Genomic DNA, 17298 nt, shown 5'->3' on the forward strand with positions numbered 1-17298 from the left:
ATCCTGAGATGGTGCGTTCATCATTTTTATTGTGGTTTTTTGTTCACATCAAACATGGAAGCATCGGTTGCCATGTCATCAACAACTTTCTTCAACGTTTCGAACGCCATCGGCGTACTTTCGTTGTTCAGGTCTTTACCTTCACCCTTACGTACAACTTTAATCACCGGTTTATTGGTCGCTGCATCAATCAACTCACCCTCGAAATAGAGGTTGGTATCCATGGTACGGTGACCCGTCGCCATTTGCGTTCCCGCAACCAGCAGTGCAACCGGGACCACTTCATAGAACTGCAGTCCTTCTTTGCTGGTCGCAACACCGGTAATCGCTCCGCGGAAAATCAGGCTACGTGGCCCTGGGGTTGTAACCAGAGGTTTACGCTGACCGATCGCCGTTTTCAACTTCGTATTGGTATAGGTCAGTAATTGATCAAGAACCTGCTGCCCTACCTGTGTAGTAGGTTTAGGAACCGGATAATACGTTACCGGGTTATACACGATGTTGTCATATTTGGATTCGTTGTAGCTCGGATCAACCCAACGGAGTACCGTTTGTCCCGATGCTGATTTTGTTTCCTTCAGATCAGAGTAATTTTTTAAAAACCCAGAATATTTATCCGGCTCGGTCACTTTTGACGCACAGCCGGATAATGCCAACAAGCCAGTAAGCACTGCAACTTTAAATAAAGTTTGAGTACGCATGAAACGATCCCTTTAGTTTTCGCAATGATGCCTAAAAAGGATAGCAAAACAGTTTCATTTTGGATGTACTAAAAATGGTAAGCACCGCACAATTTTATCTCTGCGCTCAGCACAAAAAATGCTGAACGCAGAAAGAGTTAACCCAAACGGGAGGTTCAGGAAGTTTTGCGTGCCAGCATGGTGGCAAAGCGCAGTTTAATTCGATTACCGTTTTCATCTGTACGATGAAGTTCACCTACGTCTTCGTTATATTTCAGCAGATCCCACCCACTGTAATAGTTGCGTAATTCTCCGGTTTTAAACGCGAACGGAAAACCAACGGTGCACGGAAAATCATCAGTATCCATCGCTGCGACGATTAAGTTATATCCACCCGGTTTAGTACAACGTTGCATATTCTCAATAAGGCCAGGGATTGTTTTGGCTTCAAGAAACATCAGCACAACGGTAGATAGAATAAAATCGTATTCACCCTCAAAACGTAACGCATTAAGGTCAGCGACCTTCGCGTTCAGGTTGGTCAGCCCCTCAGCCGCTTTGATGCGCTCAAGGTTAGCGATGCTCATGGGGTTTTTATCCCATGCAGTAACGTCATAGCCGTTTGCCGCCAGGTACAGGCTGTTTCGGCCGTTACCGCAGCCCAGATCTAACGTTTTACCTGGTGCAACCACTTTTGCCGCTTCAACGACATCGGAATGCGTACGGGTTAAATCATATTTTTCAGTAAAGTAGTTTTCGTCGCAAAGGGTCATTATTTATCCTCAGATTTCAGTAATGCAGCACGCTCCGTGCGGATGAGCAGTTTCCCCTGCATCAGCAATGCAAACGTACGTATCAGTAATAATGCAATGATAAAATTGGTAAAAATAAACAGTGGGATAGACAGCGTATGAAAAAATCCTGATTCACTGCCGTGTCCAAGATGCAATCCCGTTGTCGCCAACGCAGACACGCCAAACGAGAAGCTCCAGAATGACGCATTAAATGGCTGTGACAAATACCACGGCATAAGGCGTAGCATGAACAGAAGTTGCAGCAGACCATAACCAAATAGCATTTTAGCTAACGTATCCCCCTCGCCACCGTTGACGCTAAGCCAGGCGCTACAGGCGACCAGCGCGGGTGCCAACTGTATACCAAGTGAAGTACGTAAAACCGTCGGTAGTTCACCGCAGCTACGTAAACGCTGCAGAATCACCGGCTCCAGGCTGAGCCATGAAAATACCCCGGCGCCCAAAAACACCAATCCGGCATCGTTGAACCCAAGTGCACCACAGGCCATGGCGCTGATAAAGTTATTGGCAACGGTTGGCAGATACAGACCCGGCGTGGTGGCCTCTTCCGGATGCTCCCCACGCCACAGCCCTGCCGTTTGCCAGGCGGCGTATGAGAGCTGTATCACCACACCAATGCTGAACAATCCTAACGCCAGCGGTCGATACCACGGTACAAAACCAATCGCGACCAGCATCGTTGTTGCTGGAAACAGACTGACAAAACTGCTCATCACCGGATGACGAATCTCCGCCAGTACGCTGTGCGGAAAACGTAGTAAGCGATTCACAAATGCCAGCGTCAGCAATCCCCAGATGACCATCGCAAGGATGACTAAGCCATCACCAATCCAGTGGCTCACCGGCCACACCTGGCTGGCGTAACGCCACGCAAATCCCATCCCAATTGTACCCAGTACCATGCCAAAATAACCGGCCGGAAGATTGAGGACCCGTTCACTCTGTTTGTTCTTACTCATTTTGTTTATTTTTTAAAGTATATTTGAAATGCATTTTATGGAATATCTGCCGGTTTAGCCAGTGCAGAAAACTTTGCTACGTTTAACTAAGGTGCGCAACATGGAAATGAGCTATGACCAAATACCGTCTAAGCGATGAATCTCGCTCCTTTAGTTACCAGGATAATGGCAATAAAAAAAGTGTATTACTACGCCAAATCATCGCACTCATTGATTTTAATGATGTTAGATCCGGTACGCTCGGTGGCTGGATTGATGATGAAAGTGTTCTGTCGCAAAGCGGTAATTGCTGGATATACGATGAGAATGCGCTCGCGTTTTCCGGCGCAATGATAACCGGAGACGCCCGTATTACACAGGCAAGCGTGGTCAGAGACGGCGCACAGATTGGTGATGCCGTCTGGATTGACCGAGCAGAAATCAGCCATAACGCGCAAATACGTGACAACGTCACCATTCAGGATTCTGTTGTTCGCGGTGAGTGCCTCATCTGCGGTGATGCACGCATTGTGTGTGACTCTGAAATCATTGCAGCCAGAGGGTTAACCCGTGAAAGCGACCAGCTCCTGCAAATTTACGAGCGGGCGGCAGTCAGCAATTCACGCGTGGTGCATCAGGCGCAAATCTATGGCGATGCGATGATCAATTATGCCTTTATAGAACATCGGGCTGAAGTTTTTGATTTTGCACGGATAGAAGGCAACGAAGAGAATAATGTCTGGATCTGCGATTGCGCCAAAGTCTATGGGCATGCACGCGTCATCGCCGGAACGGATGAAGACGCCATTCCTACCCTGCGCTACAGCTCGCAGGTGGCGGAACACGCGGTGGTTGAAGGTAACTGCGTGCTGAAACACCACGTGCTGGTTGGGGGGCATGCGCAATTACGTGGCGGACCGCTCCAGCTTGACGGTCACATCCTGATTGAAGGCTATGCCTGTATTCTGGGTGAAGTGCTGATCGAGCATCATATTGAGATAACCGATCAGGCCCAAGTTGAAGCCTTTGATGGCGATGCAATCCATCTGCGCGGGCCAAAAGTGATCAACGGCGAACAACGTATCACGCGCACCCCTATCGCCGGTTTATTCTGAAGAGCCATCAATGATGCGGGCGTAGTGATTCACGTCATGGTAATCGCCATTAAGGAACTCCGCCTGTTGCATACATCCTTCCAGTCGGAAGCCATTGCGCAGTGCAACCTGGTTGCTTCTGACGTTATCTACACGACATTTAATCACGAAGCGGCGAATCTCCTGGCGCTGCGCATAATGATGAATCATCGCCTGTAGCGCCTGAGACAGAATGCCTTTGCCCTGGTGCTCTTCATCCAGCCAATAACCAATATAAGCGGCTTTGTTCAGCGGCTCTATCTGGTTAAACGAGATAACGCCAGCCACCTCCCCTTGTTCGAAAATAAGGAACATTTTGGCGTAGCCGCGCTGGTGCAACATCATATTCCCCTGCACGTTCTTACGCGTGTCGTCCTCAGATTCGACAAACTGCGGCCAGTTCAGTGACTGTTGGAGCCAGGTTTTATTTTTAAGCACCAACTGATGCAGAGGGGTGACGTGGTGTTCTTCTACCGCCCGCAGTTCCAGCGCGTCACTAACGATAATTATTTCTGACATGTTTATCTCCTTTGCGATCGTAAACGGGGCATTTCTGACTGGCAGTAGCCGATATTACTCTGTTTAGCACCGAGGATGTCTTATTTTTATGCTGTAACAGCAATCACTTAGAAAGAATCTCTGGCGTGGAACCCGTTACTCTGGTGATCCGGGTATCCCCTCATGGATAGACCGTAATGATGACAATAACACTTTCATTCTATTGCTAAGGAGCAAGCATGGCAGCACCTTTGGGTCGTTTAGCACTTATTCCGCTTTTACTGATTACCGCCTGTCACCAACCTGTTTCCACCACGCAAGCGGGCCCCGTTCCCTTTGCCGTCAATAAGCAACAGGTCGTGGATAATACCACGCTGGAAATTTCCCGTAGCGCGCTGGAATATAACATTCATAAAGTTCAGCAACTGCTGGGAGATAAAACCCGGATGTGCGCCATTCTTAAAGGCGACGCGTATGGCCACGATCTCTCACTGGTAACACCGGTGATGATGCAAAACGGCGTGCAATGTATTGGCATCGCCAGCAACGAGGAGATTAGTACCGTTCGCCAGTCAGGCTATACATCGCAGCTCATGCGCGTGCGTAACGCGACGGAAAAAGAGATGCGCCAGGCGGCGGATTTCGATACCGAAGAGCTTATCGGTAATCTGGATATGGCTAAGCGTCTAAGTGCAATCGCTCAAGAGAAAGGTAAAACTATTCGTATCCATCTTGCGCTGAACTCTGGCGGTATGTCGCGTAACGGTCTGGAAGTCAGTACCGCTGCAGGTCTGGAAGAAGCACGCGCTATTTCCGCATTACCCGGCCTGAAAATTGTCGGCATCATGTCGCATTTCCCGGAAGAAGATGCGGCAGTGGTAAAACGCGATCTGGCCCGTTTCAATACGCAATCAGCCCAGGTACTGAAAATTACCGGGCTTAAGCGCGAAGATGTCACCCTGCATGTCGCGAATACGTTCGCTACCCTGACCGTTCCAGAATCCTGGCTCGACATGGTGCGTGTTGGCGGTATTTTCTATGGCGATACCATCGCCAGCACCGAATACAAACGCGTCATGACGTTTAAATCTGCCATCGCGTCGGTAAACCATTACCCCAAAGGAAACACCGTCGGATATGACAGAACCTATACCCTTAAACGTGATTCCGTTCTGGCCAATATCCCGACAGGTTATGCCGATGGTTATCGCCGTGTGTTCAGTAATGCGGGACACGTGCTGATCCGCGGCCAGCGGGTTCCGGTACTGGGTAAAACATCCATGAATACCGTGATCGTCGATGTAACCGATTTGCCGCAGGTTGCATCCGGTGATGAAGTGGTGCTGTTCGGTAAACAGGGAAATGCGCAGGTTAGTGCAGAAGAAGTCGAAGAAATTAGCGGCGCGTTGTTCACTGAAATGTCGATCCTCTGGGGGGCGACGAACAAACGCGTGATGGTCGATTAACACCTAAAACAGGAAGGGCTTCCGTTTCTCGCAGGAAGCCCTTTTACACAGCAAGCGCCGTTCTACTCAGCTCTCACTGACACTCTCTTTTTGCAATATTTTGAGCAGATCTTCCTTCAGGTGGAGTTTCTGTTTCTTAAGACGAACAATGTCCAAACTATACCCCCGACCATCCGAACCTTCCAGTCTGGAGATCTCATGATCAAGGCTGTTGTGTTTTTCGAATAAGGACAGAAAGCGAGGGTTCTCGGATTTCAGTCGGGAAATAAGGTCTCTGTATTCTGGAAACATACTTTCTCCCTGTTAGTGGACAAGAACGTGTATAAGAAATACACACCCACAGAGTACCCATTTGCCATACAGAAAAATGCGAACAGGATCGAGTAAATAGTGTACAGAGTCGTTATGAGGATGAATGCAGATACGGCTCCCCATCAGGAGAGCCGTAAAGGGCGTGATTAACGCATCTCGCGGTCGTCAACGTACTGACGTTTATCCGGCGCTGGCGGGAAGTACTGATACAGCCAGGTTTCGCTGATGGCGTCACCCTGACAACGCAGGAACATACGCATATCTACCGGATCGGTCGAGTCAGAGGTCGGATACCAGTCAAACTGAATGCGATAACCGTCGATAGGCTCCACGTAGAGGATCTCAATCTGTTTCGCTTCACCGCTGGAGAGCGTAATCACCGGTTCAATGCCTTTCGGCGCAGCCGCTTTTAGATCGCCACCAACGAAGTCAACGGCAAAACGACGCGCCCATTTTTCCGGGTAATGCTCGCCCGGTGCCCATCCTTCCGGGAAACCGCCCATGCCTGTCCGGGTCGCCATCACGCGAGCCAGCGGTGAACGCACCGGCGGTTGAGCGCTCCAGTACAGGCGATATTTGAATTCCAGCTCATCGCCGGCTTTGATCTTCTTGTCCGGCTGCCAGAAGCAGACAACGTTATCCAGCGTTTCGCCGGTCGTCGGGATCTCCATCAGACCGATGGTCCCCTTGCCCCACTGGTTGCGCGGTTCGACCCACAAGCTTGGGCGCTTGTTATACCAGCCCATGATGTCCTGATAATGGGAGAAGTCGCGATCGAGTTGCAGCAAGCCAAACCCTTTCGGGTTGTTATCGGTATAGGCGTTGAACTGCAGCTTTTGCGGGTTATTCAGCGGACGGCAGATCCACTCGCCATTTCCCCGCCACATCGCCAGACGATCGGAGTCATGGATTTGCGGGTGAATAGTGTCGCACATCCGACGCTCGTTGTTGCCACAGCTGAACATGCTGGTCATCGGCGCAATGCCGAGCTGCTTGATGTCTTTGCGCGCATAGATGTGGTTTTGTACATCCATAATCACCTGCGTTTTCTCGCAGTGGATCACGAACTTGAATGCGCCGGTTACGCTTGGGCTGTCGAGAAGCGCATACACGGTAAAGGAGGTTGCGCCCGGTTTAACCGTTTCGAACCAGAAAGAGGTGAAATCAGGAAATTCTTCTTTACTGTCGGTGTAGGTATCTATCGCCAGACCACGCGCCGATAAACCGTACTGATAGGTGTCATCCACGGCGCGGAAATAGCTGGCGCCCAGGAAAGAAACGACATCGCGGCGGGCCAGTTCTGGCGCCTTAAACACGCGGAATCCAGCGAATCCGAGGTCAGTCTGCCCTTCCAATTGTTTGGTATCCACACCCGCGTCGTTGTATTTAAACAGCTCCGGACGGAAGTGAATTTCACGCGCCATATGCGTACTACCATCAACCGAGAACATGCGTACACGACGACGGAAGCCCATTCCCACGTGGAAGAACTGCGCATCAAGCTGACGATTTTCAACATTGTTCCACAGAGACTGCTCTGCGTCATATTGAATGCTGTTGTAGGCCTGCGGCGTCAGTTTCGCCAGCGTGTCCGGTAACGCGCGTGGTGCGCCGCCCCAGGGTTTCTGTGCTAAGTCATGGGCCATCGATTGCAGAACGGAAAAATCAAAACGTACGGTTTTTCCGTCTGCAATGTCAGACTCTGCCGCAAAGGCGGCGCGGGAAAAGAGTGATGCAATACCACTGGTTCCGCACACGGCGGCCATTGCCATTGAACCTTTAATAAATCGTCTGCGATTCATGCCTGAAAGTGAGTCCTTCTGGTCGTGTAAATGGTCCCGCGCCGGTCAAAATCTGCGGCATGAGAGTGCACATTTCTGACCGCTCACTCTAGACAAAATTCATTAATAATCCAATTGTTGGTCGCCGATTATCTGTACAAAATCGAAAATATTTTATGTCGATGGGAACAGACCGAATCCCATGTAAATTCCATTAAAGTAAACCACACCGACGTTTACTTCGTTCTTGAGCCTCCTGATACAGCGCAAACTCATCATAAACCGCGCAACCCAGCGCCTGTTCAAACGCGTCGCGGCTGGAATTTCCGTGGCTGCGAGCTTGTGTTTCATTGCCCAAATTGGACTGGAAAATTCCTGCGGCGCTCACCGGTAAAAAATCTTCGTAGGTGATGGGTTGCGCAACCAGCCAGCCCCGTTCAATAAGCGGCTGCGGATCGTCATCCGGGCGAATCGCCTGCCGATGCGCTTCACCCGATGGCGTCAGACGATAGCGGAACCAGGCTAGCCCCTGCTGGCGCAGCAGGAATTCGCTGTCCGGGAAGGCCTTGAATACTTCCTGAAGGTGTAGCTGATGCGTCAGATTGTCTTTCCCCATTCCCGCTTTATTCAGCAATTCGTCGTACAACGCCCTACCTTTCGGCGTCAGGGCCACGCCGCGCTGTTCGATCTCACCAAAACGTGCCGTGTGAGTGCCGCGCATTTCACCGGCAAACAACACCGGTTCTTCCAGCGCTTTGAAACTGGTCTGACGCAATAAAATGGGCACCTCGCGGCGCGGCGGCCCTTCAATCAGTATTTTCGGTTCAATGCCGCATTCCGGCATCATCGACTGCACCCGGTCAATATCCAGCGTTCGCGGTGTCAGATGGTTGATATGACAACCGGGGAAGCACACCACATCGGCAATCAGCCGGTGTTCGTTGTGTAATGCGTGATAGGTCGCTTCATCGACCGTGGCATGCTGATGCCAGCGGAATGTTTCCAGCGCTTCATGCACAAATTCTTGCGCCTGTTCAGATGTAAAACTGCCCTGTGCATCAAATTCATCCAGTAGTTCGTGGCAACGGCGAGTGAAAATATCGCGTTTCGCGAGGATCTCAGCGGCTTTTTGCCGCAGCGCGGCGTTTTCGATTAGTTCGAGCCGTAATAACGAGGTGAATACCCGAAACGGGTTGCGCGATAGCGAGGCATCGTCGATGGGACGAAAAGCGGTGGAATGTACGGGGACGCCCGCCTGGGAGAGATCGTAATAACTCACCGGATACATGCCCATAACGGTAAACATCCGGCGCAGCGTAGAAAGCTCCTGCGCGGTACCCACTCGAATGGCACCATGACGCTCAACGTTTAGCCGGGCCAGTTCATCCGCATTCGCCAGTTTTTCATGCAGCGTCGGATTATTTTCCAGTACCGCCAGATTCACATCAGCGACAAGTTCCAGCAACGTGCCATACTGCGGGACTTCCTGCTGGTACATTGCTGACATTGCCTGCGAAAATTGTTCCCGAATCTCATCTGCCGTGATGGTGTTCGCCATAATGTCATGCCTCCAGTGAATATTACCTGGAGTGTAGAAAACGCCGCTGACTCCGGTGGGAAGAATTTACAAAGTGTGACCCCGCGTAAACTTCCCACCCATACAAACGATGAACAGTACCTACTGGCGTTGTTTCAAATGACTTTCCAGCCAGGGCAGCATCTGTTTTTTACGGCTAAGCATACCTTCTACCTTGCAAGGCTGCGGGATGTCTGAAAGTTCTGCTCCAGCAAACCATAAGCTGGTATCCCCCAGATTGATGTCAGTGAGCATCAGCACGACTAACGCAGCGTTCTTTTCTTCTGCATAGCGCGCCATTTCCTGACGGAGATCGTCCAGCACCGCATCCACCTGTTGCAGCGCATACAGTTCAAGCTGCGCTACACAAACTGAATGCCCATGGATGGTGAAGGTTTTAATGTCTTTCTGCAGAAGCTCGCGGGCGCTCATCCCTTCCACGCTTGTTTTGGCTGACAGCAGGTCGCGACTGAAAGCGTCAAGATCCACTCCGGTTTTTTGGGCCAGCGCATCAACCGCCTGGCGATCGTCAGTGGTCGTCGTTGGTGAACGAAGCGTGACGGTGTCACTCAATACGGCGCCGAGCAGTAAAACAGCCTCAGCGGAAGATAACTGGTTGCGTTCATCCTCCGTCATCAGTTGCCACAGCAGGGTTGCGCTACTGCCGACAGGCTTCACCCACACTTCCGGTGGCAGACGGGTGACTAACCCACCAAGTCGGTGATGATCGATAATTCCAACCACGTTACTTTCTGTTAACGATTCCGGTCCCTGGGCCGGCTCGGTGAAATCGACCAGCCAGACATCACGATCGGTCAGTTCAAACGTCAACCGTTCAGGCATCGTCAGCCCCGCATGCTCAAAGATAAACTGCGTTTCGCGATTAGGCTCGCCCAAACGCCATGCCGTCGCCTGCTGGCCACGTAAACTAAGCCAACGCGCCGTCATTGCGGCGGTGCAGATGGCATCGCTATCGGGATTAAGGTGCCCTATTACATGTATCATTCATCAGTGCCTTGTGAAAGAGAAATCGTTCAAAAGTAAACAATCACCAAAGTATAACGACTGGGCACACTCCCTTCCATGATCCCACCACCCAGCAATGCTGTACAAAACATAAGCAAAATAAATCAGTTGTAAGTAAAACATGATAAATGTTAATAATATTTTGCTATCAGGTTATCAAAAACAAACAACTTTACTTGTCACCGATACGGCTCTGTTTTTAACATCGCTTATGGAAAAAAATGTTCTGTTCAATCAGCGCATTCGCTTGCGCCACCTTCATACTTTTGTCGCCGTTGCACAGCAGGGAACGTTGGGGCGCGCGGCTGAGACCCTTAACCTGAGCCAACCGGCTCTCTCCAAAACGCTAAATGAACTGGAGCAACTGACCGGTACCCGTCTCTTTGAGCGTGGCCGCCTTGGCGCGCAGTTAACGCTGCCCGGAGAACAGTTTCTTACCCACGCGGTAAGAGTGCTGGATGCGCTCAACACCGCCGGACAAGCGTTAAATCAGCGCGAAGAATCGCAGACTGATGTCGTACGGATCGGGGCCTTACCCACCGCGGCACTGGGCATTCTGCCTGCGGTAATTGGTCCTTTCCACAAGCAGCAAATGGAGACCACGCTACAGGTCGCCACCATGAGCAATCCGATGATTCTGGCAGGTTTAAAATCCGGGGAAATCGATCTTGGCATTGGTCGCATGGCCGATCCGGAATTAATGGTCGGTCTGAACTATGAATTGTTGTTTCTGGAATCACTTAAACTGGTCGTGCGCCCTAACCATCCGCTGTTGCAGGAAACCATCACGTTAAGTCGGGTAATGGAGTGGCCGGTGGTGGTTTCGCCAAAAGGAACCGCGCCTCGCCAGCACGCAGAAGCATTGTTGCAAAGTCAGGGTTGTAAAATGCCGCCAGGCTGCATTGAAACGCTGTCAGCATCGCTTTCCCGCCAGCTGACGGTTGATTACGACTATGTGTGGTTTGTCCCTTCAGGCGCGGTTAGAGAGGATTTACGCCAGGCGACGCTGGTGTCGTTGCCGATACCTACCCACGGTGCGGGTGAACCCATCGGTATTCTTACCCGTGTCGATGTGCAACTCTCCCAGGCCGCGCAGATCCTTATCGCCGCAATACGCAAAACCGTACCGTTTTGATGCCAAATATTAAGGGACCATCAGGTCCCTTAATTTATTGTTAAAACGTTTCCCAGTTATCGCCACTGGCCGTTGCCGTCTGCGGACGCGAATGGTCAGGCGTAGTGGTTACGGGAGGGCGTTTAATTGCACTCGTTCCCGTTAAGCGAAATGTACCTACGGCTTCCGTTAAGCGCGCAGCCTGCTCTTCGAGAGAGGCCGCCGCTGCCGATGCTTCTTCAACCAGCGAGGCATTTTGCTGCGTAACTTTATCCATTTCTGATATCGCCTGGCTCACCTGTACGATACCCCGGCTCTGCTCATCAGAAGCCGCCGCGATTTCCAGCATGATATCGGTCACGCGTTTTACCGCATCGACAATATCCGTCATCGTATTGCCCGCCGCGACGACTTCTCCGGAGCCCTGGTCAATCAGTCGGACTGATTCGCTGATCAATCCTTCAATCTCTTTTGCCGCCTGAGCGCTGCGGCTTGCCAGCGTACGGACCTCACTAGCGACCACGGCAAATCCACGCCCCTGCTCTCCTGCCCGCGCCGCCTCAACCGCCGCGTTCAGCGCCAGGATATTGGTCTGGAAAGCAATGCTATTAATCACGGCTGTGATTTCGGAGATTTTCTTCGAACTCGTTGAGATATTGCCCATGGTTTTCACCACGCCAGAAACCATCTGACCGCCCCGACTGGCCTTACCGGACGCATCTTCTGCCAGCTTACTTGCGTGATGCGCGTTGTCGGCGTTTTGCTTCACCGTGGCGGTCAGCTCTTCCATGCTGGCTGCCGTTTGTTCAATCGCTGCGGCCTGTTGTTCAGTACGTGAAGACAAATCGGTATTACCCGCCGAAATCTCACTAGTACCGCGGTATATTTCTTCCGCACCCTGACGTACCGTACCCACCGTTTTCCCCAACGATCGTTGCATTGTCTGCAGATGGCGGCTCAGGCGACCAATTTCGCTGCGCCCGGTCGGTTCATCTTGCATGGTCAGATCGCCCGCGGAAATTTGCTCAATACGCTTGGCCGCGCGTAACAGAGGATGAATGACCGTGCGGCGCAGAACAATGAACGTCATTACGGTCAGCGCCAGCGCAAGAACGAATGCACCCAGCATAAAAGCCATGCCGAGCTGTGTACGCTGGTGCGCCTGTTCGCTTAACTGGTTCGCCCTTGCGGTACGAATGTCGATCGCTTTTAACAACACCTTGTTGTAAGCAGAGTCCAGCGGTCTGGCCTGTTCATTTTCATGGTTGATGATTGCTTCAAACATGCCGTTTTTAGCGTACTTCAACATAGGCTGTAAGCCGTCGATATAGGCTTTGAAGCTGGCGCTCAGTTCAGCATCTAACGCTTCATCGGCAGACGTTTTTACCGCGCGTGACATATAAGCATTGAAACTGTCCTGCGACTGCTTGATCCGTTTTTCGGCCTCGGCAATATTGGCCTTCATGTCATCCATTTCGGCAATACGGCTCGCCGCGCCGGCGTGGATCATGTTGATACGTGCGGTACGTAAATGGTTAGAGCTGTTAGATAACCCCATCCTGACCTGAATCTCATCGGTCACGTCGCGCTGATCGCGATCGGCCTGCATAAGAAAATAGCTTGCCAGTCCGGAACTTAAGGCGAACAGCAGAAGGATGCCACCGAGAATGGAGGAAAACAGCGGAACCAGCCGGGTTTGATGCAGAAAGCCCAGTTTATGCTGGGCTTGCATCGATGTAGTGTTGTCCATGACCGTCGACTCTCTTGTAGGGTTTATGCGTGAAAACACGCCCGTTAGATAGTCATCGGCAATCCGGGAAGTTTACTTACCGTGAAAAGCGCCGGATTCGTCACACTTTCACAACATAATTCTAAAAAATTCAGGAAAGTGCCAGCGGTTAAATCCGCTGGCCAATGAATCAGTTATCGCCAAAGTGGATAACGGTACGGATGGACTTACCCTGATGCATTAAATCGAACGCTTCGTTAATCTGCTCCAGTGGTAAACGGTGGGTAATAAAGGGATCCAACTGAATTTTCCCGCTCATTGCTTCTTCAACCATGCCAGGAAGCTGAGTACGCCCTTTCACACCGCCAAACGCGGAACCGCGCCAGACGCGCCCGGTAACCAGCTGGAACGGACGCGTTTTGATCTCTTGCCCTGCTCCCGCCACGCCAATGATGATGCTTTCGCCCCATCCTTTATGGCAACATTCCAGTGCCGCGCGCATCACGTTAACGTTGCCGATACATTCAAAGCTAAAATCCACGCCGCCGTCGGTCAGCTCAACGATCACATCCTGAATCGGTTTGTCGTAATCCTTCGGGTTGATGAAATCGGTCGCGCCCATTTCACCTGCCAGCTTAAATTTTTCCGGATTGGTATCAACGGCCAGAATACGCCCGGCTTTCGCCTGCACCGCTCCCTGAATTACCGCCAGACCAATACCGCCCAGACCAAATACGGCGACGGTGTCGCCTTCTTTCACTTTTGCGGTGTTATGGACTGCTCCGATACCGGTGGTCACGCCACAACCCAGCAGACACACTTTGTCCAGCGGGGCCTGCGGGTTAACCTTCGCCAGAGAGATCTCCGCGCAAACGGTGTATTCGCTGAAGGTGCTGGTGCCCATATAGTGATAAATCGGCTCACCGTTATACGAGAAGCGCGTTGTGCCATCCGGCATCAGACCTTTGCCCTGGGTCGCACGTACGGCCTGGCACAAGTTGGTTTTACCCGATTTACAGAACTTACACTCGCCGCACTCTGCGGTGTACAGCGGGATCACATGATCGCCCGGCTTCAGACTGGTGACGCCTTCGCCTACTTCAACCACAATGCCGCCACCTTCATGGCCAAGTACCGCCGGGAATACGCCTTCCGGATCGTCGCCAGAGAGCGTAAAGGCGTCGGTGTGGCACACGCCGGTATGGGTAATTTTAACCAGCACTTCACCTTTCTTTGGCGGTGCGACGTCGATTTCGACAATTTTTAACGGTTGGCCGGGGCCGAATGCAACTGCTGCACGTGATTTCATTTGTCTCTTCCCATTATTGCGAGGTGATGATGTTATTTTAGATAAGCACGCAGAAGATGGCCGATTTCAGCCATGCGCACGGCACGCTGGTCTGGCGTAGTTTCCCCACTGACCAGCTCGTCTTTCAGATGGATCTCAACCATTTCGCCCATCAGGCCATTTGATGCACCGCGCACAGCGGCAATTTGCTGCAGGATAGCCAGACACGGTTCGCCAGATTCCAGTGCACGCTCAAGCGCATCAACTTGACCGCGAATACGGCGTACACGGGTGAGAATGCGTTTCTTGTCTTCAGGTGAATGCGGCATACGCCCTCCAGATACTATAGGGGGGTATACTATCAGATTTGTTATTTGGCTGTAAAATATATGATTTATTTAATATCAGTAGCTTAGATTAAGCTGTTATCGGATATATGCGGACACCCGTTTACTATCGCCTGTGCAGGCAAACGGACCCCCGGTTTATATCCATAGCGCTATGTGGGTATGAATGACTGTCGCCAGTTCCCGCTGGCGGCGGTCAACCACCTTCTAATAGTCACTACGCTGCGATGGAGCTGGGTGCTGATTACTGGCAATAAAAAAATGCCCGAGGGCGGCTGATTTTGATGTATAACTGTTTAGCTAATTGGTTGATGATTAGTGTCTAATATCATTTCCCAAATATTGAAATTCGGCACAATTGATATGAAATTATTAATATTTACCAGCCTATTAATCTGCACTTCCGCGTTCGCGACTGTTTCCCCTACTGGCCCAGAGGCAGCAGCATTGAAATTTAATCACTGGTATATTGCACAATTGTTAAAAGAGAAAAATCCTTTAACGGATTACGCTGGACTTAAACCTTACGTCACTACCAGCACGATTGCCGCATTGAAAAAATCTAATGCGGCTGACCCCAATACCGAAGACGTACCGGACTCTGATATGTTTATCAAAGCCCAGGATTATAGTGAAGACTGGCGGCAGATCGAGATTGTGTCGTCAGATTATGATCCCGTGTGTATGCAAGTTTATGTGTCGTTTGGAACGAATAAAGCACATACCGTTATCGACTGTATGGTGCAGGAAGGCGGGGCCTGGAAAGTTCAATCTGTAGCCAGACAGGATATCTTGCCGAACATCAGTCTAAAGTAATCTATGTAAAGCCCGTTAATTCGTATGGGCTTCATTCCCCTTAATTATTTTTTCGTTGCGCTATAAGCTTGCGCAAATCGATACCAAACCGTTTTTTAATACCCCGAAGATAACTTCCTTCAGCCCCTTATAACCGAGCATACGCAACACAAACACGATCTCATTGTGTGTAAATGTGACCTCGCCAACTTGCGGGATAGTGAACGTTACGTTTGGGAGGTGAGCTGTTGCAAACACCATGATCACTGCCCCGATCAGGACGTCACCGCAACATTCACGGAACTTTCCACCCCAATGAAAAAACCGAACGATAACGCCCAGGGCAACCAGGATTACTAATTTATGGTTCACCGCAGCAGATTTATCAATACCTCATCACAGGCCATCGCGAGGGAACGGATATTATTCAGCATTTCAAGCACAACATTTTTGCCTCTTAGGCTCACAAGCTGATATTTTTCTTGTTTTACATCCGAAAAATAAACGCCATAGTAATTATATACTTGATCATCCACATGATTTTTCAGAGTAAACCGTGGCAGAAAATAACGCCATAATCTACCTTTAGCTCTCGAAACTAAGGATTCTATGAACATAATTACGCTCTAACATCTTTAATTTGTCACAGTTAATGATAGTTCACTGTGCGAATAAAAAAGCCCTCCCCATTCGATAATGTGGAGGGCTTTTGTACACCGATTTAGTACTTATCAGTGATCTCAACAACGACATGGCGATCTGGAGCAAGGCAATTAATCAGCTGCTGTCCGGTCTGCCCATCACAACTGGATCCCGTGACAGAATCACTCGAACCATGTCCTTGTGCAGTAATATTTGCAGCTGGCATGCCTAACGCGACTAATTCATCGACAACAGCCTGCGCGCGCTGGGCTGACAGTTGCTGGTTATAATCTGCGGCTCCGGTGCGATCGCTATAGCCAATAACAACGGTCGCTTTGTCTTTGGCCGGTTGCAGACCGGGATTTCGGTATAACTGCGCAATCGCCGCTTTCCCTTCTGGGGTTAATGCTGCTGAATCATAACCAAACATCACATCAGATTTTAAGTTAAAACGCTGAGGTTCAGGCGCAGGAGTTGCGGCAACTGCCGGTGCAGGCGTAACCTCCGCGTCGTCATGCTGGCCAAAACGATATGACAACCCAGCGGTAACGGAACTAATATCACTTGATACGCCAATCTGGTTTTCATTACCCACATTGCTCACCCATTGATATTCCACGCGACCAGCCCAGTTCTTGTTAAAGGCATATTCCGTACCAACAGCCACAACCGGACGCACACCAGTATCAAAGCGGTTATTGCCTTTAATATCTGACTCCGCGCGATATCCCATTGCCCCTGCACGACCGTAGAGATCCCAATCATCAGTCAAACCATAACTTGCTTTCAGCGATAATTGCAGACCCTGGCTTTTCATTTGAGAACCAGAAGAACCATTTTTACCGTTGAATTGCATATTACCTAAATAATCATAGCCGCCTTCAACTGCCAGCCATGGAGTAATCTGGTAGCCTGTAAATACCCCGCCACCGACGTTATCGCTATCAAAACCAACATCACCATATTTATTACCATTGGCCCCCGTTTGCTGGCTTGCGCTGGTATCAAAGTAATGTGACCAACCAAATTTCCCACCAGCATACCAGGTTCCCGCATCCGCTGCGGCAAATGCCGTAGTCGCGGTCAGCGCATTTGCAATAATGAGTGTAATAAGCGTCTTTTTCATAAATTTCCTATTATAGACTTGCCGTTTGTCAG

At 50.5% G+C, this 17298-nt stretch carries 16 protein-coding genes; 4 read left to right on the forward strand and 12 right to left on the reverse strand.

Going from position 1 to position 17298, the window contains the following annotated elements; translation table 11 throughout:
* Nucleotides 1-26 precede the first annotated feature (26 nt).
* The 3 genes from BZK40_RS02195 to tehA all read right to left on the reverse strand — a co-directional run bounded on the left by BZK40_RS02195 (nt 27) and on the right by tehA (nt 2454).
* Entirely contained in the window at nt 27-701 is a 675-nt protein-coding gene (locus tag BZK40_RS02195; RefSeq protein ID WP_003833157.1) for a DUF3313 domain-containing protein, read from the reverse strand.
* Between the two features lie 155 nt (nt 702-856).
* Nucleotides 857-1453, reverse strand: a complete 597-nt coding sequence (gene tehB / locus BZK40_RS02200; RefSeq protein WP_003833160.1) for a tellurite resistance methyltransferase TehB — start codon at nt 1451-1453, stop codon at nt 857-859.
* Complete coding sequence (tehA, locus tag BZK40_RS02205) at nt 1453-2454, reverse strand: dicarboxylate transporter/tellurite-resistance protein TehA (protein ID WP_032943536.1); 1002 nt, start codon at nt 2452-2454, stop codon at nt 1453-1455. Before tehA ends, tehB begins: the two co-directional genes overlap by 1 nt.
* A gap of 113 nt (nt 2455-2567) precedes the next feature.
* Between tehA and ydcK the strand changes: the two genes are divergently transcribed.
* Entirely contained in the window at nt 2568-3548 is a 981-nt protein-coding gene (gene ydcK / locus BZK40_RS02210; protein WP_079934075.1) for a YdcK family protein, read from the forward strand.
* Here the strand turns inward: ydcK and rimL are convergent.
* The gene (gene rimL / locus BZK40_RS02215; protein ID WP_079934076.1) at nt 3540-4085 is read right to left on the reverse strand and encodes a 50S ribosomal protein L7/L12-serine acetyltransferase; all 546 of its coding nucleotides are present in this window, start codon (nt 4083-4085) and stop codon (nt 3540-3542) included. The genes ydcK and rimL overlap by 9 nt on opposite strands.
* Nucleotides 4086-4303: 218 nt before the next feature.
* On the opposite strand from rimL, the gene alr reads away from it, so the two are divergent.
* Nucleotides 4304-5530 carry an alanine racemase gene (gene alr, locus BZK40_RS02220; protein WP_003833167.1) on the forward strand — a complete coding sequence of 409 codons (1227 nt, stop codon included), beginning with the start codon at nt 4304-4306 and terminating at the stop codon, nt 5528-5530.
* A 66-nt stretch (nt 5531-5596) separates the two neighbouring features.
* On the opposite strand, the gene BZK40_RS02225 is transcribed toward alr, so the two are convergent.
* From BZK40_RS02225 to BZK40_RS02245, 4 genes are all read right to left on the reverse strand, one after another.
* Nucleotides 5597-5821 (reverse strand): HP1242/YdcH family protein, encoded by a 225-nt coding sequence (locus BZK40_RS02225; RefSeq protein ID WP_003833168.1) that lies wholly within the window; start codon nt 5819-5821, stop codon nt 5597-5599.
* 167 nt (nt 5822-5988) lie between these two features.
* Nucleotides 5989-7644: a glucan biosynthesis protein D gene (locus BZK40_RS02235; protein WP_008784858.1), complete on the reverse strand. Its 1656-nt coding sequence runs from the start codon at nt 7642-7644 to the stop codon at nt 5989-5991.
* 193 nt (nt 7645-7837) lie between these two features.
* Entirely contained in the window at nt 7838-9181 is a 1344-nt protein-coding gene (gene hglS / locus BZK40_RS02240) for a 2-oxoadipate dioxygenase/decarboxylase HglS (protein WP_079934077.1), read from the reverse strand.
* Between the two features lie 120 nt (nt 9182-9301).
* Nucleotides 9302-10204 carry a manganese-dependent inorganic pyrophosphatase gene (locus BZK40_RS02245; RefSeq protein WP_079934078.1) on the reverse strand — a complete coding sequence of 301 codons (903 nt, stop codon included), beginning with the start codon at nt 10202-10204 and terminating at the stop codon, nt 9302-9304.
* Between the two features lie 232 nt (nt 10205-10436).
* Here BZK40_RS02245 and pcaQ point away from each other — a divergent pair, with 232 nt between their 5' ends.
* On the forward strand, nt 10437-11360 hold the full coding sequence (gene pcaQ, locus BZK40_RS02250) for a pca operon transcription factor PcaQ (protein ID WP_003020288.1): 924 nt from the start codon (nt 10437-10439) through the stop codon (nt 11358-11360).
* 40 nt (nt 11361-11400) lie between these two features.
* Here the strand turns inward: pcaQ and BZK40_RS02255 are convergent, their stop codons facing one another.
* From BZK40_RS02255 to BZK40_RS02270, 3 genes are all read right to left on the reverse strand, one after another.
* Nucleotides 11401-13089, reverse strand: a complete 1689-nt coding sequence (locus BZK40_RS02255) for a methyl-accepting chemotaxis protein (RefSeq protein WP_079934079.1) — start codon at nt 13087-13089, stop codon at nt 11401-11403.
* Between the two features lie 169 nt (nt 13090-13258).
* Nucleotides 13259-14377, reverse strand: a complete 1119-nt coding sequence (locus BZK40_RS02265) for an S-(hydroxymethyl)glutathione dehydrogenase/class III alcohol dehydrogenase (RefSeq protein ID WP_008784862.1) — start codon at nt 14375-14377, stop codon at nt 13259-13261.
* A gap of 32 nt (nt 14378-14409) precedes the next feature.
* Complete coding sequence (locus tag BZK40_RS02270; protein WP_003833178.1) at nt 14410-14685, reverse strand: metal/formaldehyde-sensitive transcriptional repressor; 276 nt, start codon at nt 14683-14685, stop codon at nt 14410-14412.
* A 336-nt stretch (nt 14686-15021) separates the two neighbouring features.
* Here BZK40_RS02270 and BZK40_RS02275 point away from each other — a divergent pair, with 336 nt between their 5' ends.
* Nucleotides 15022-15519 (forward strand): DUF3828 domain-containing protein, encoded by a 498-nt coding sequence (locus tag BZK40_RS02275; RefSeq protein ID WP_079934080.1) that lies wholly within the window; start codon nt 15022-15024, stop codon nt 15517-15519.
* Nucleotides 15520-16219: 700 nt separating this feature from the next.
* Here the strand turns inward: BZK40_RS02275 and ompA are convergent.
* Nucleotides 16220-17266 carry a porin OmpA gene (gene ompA / locus BZK40_RS02285; protein ID WP_079934081.1) on the reverse strand — a complete coding sequence of 349 codons (1047 nt, stop codon included), beginning with the start codon at nt 17264-17266 and terminating at the stop codon, nt 16220-16222.
* Between the last annotated feature and the right edge of the window lie 32 nt (nt 17267-17298).

It is taken from the genome of Citrobacter portucalensis (assembly GCF_002042885.1).
Taxonomy (GTDB): domain Bacteria; phylum Pseudomonadota; class Gammaproteobacteria; order Enterobacterales; family Enterobacteriaceae; genus Citrobacter; species Citrobacter portucalensis.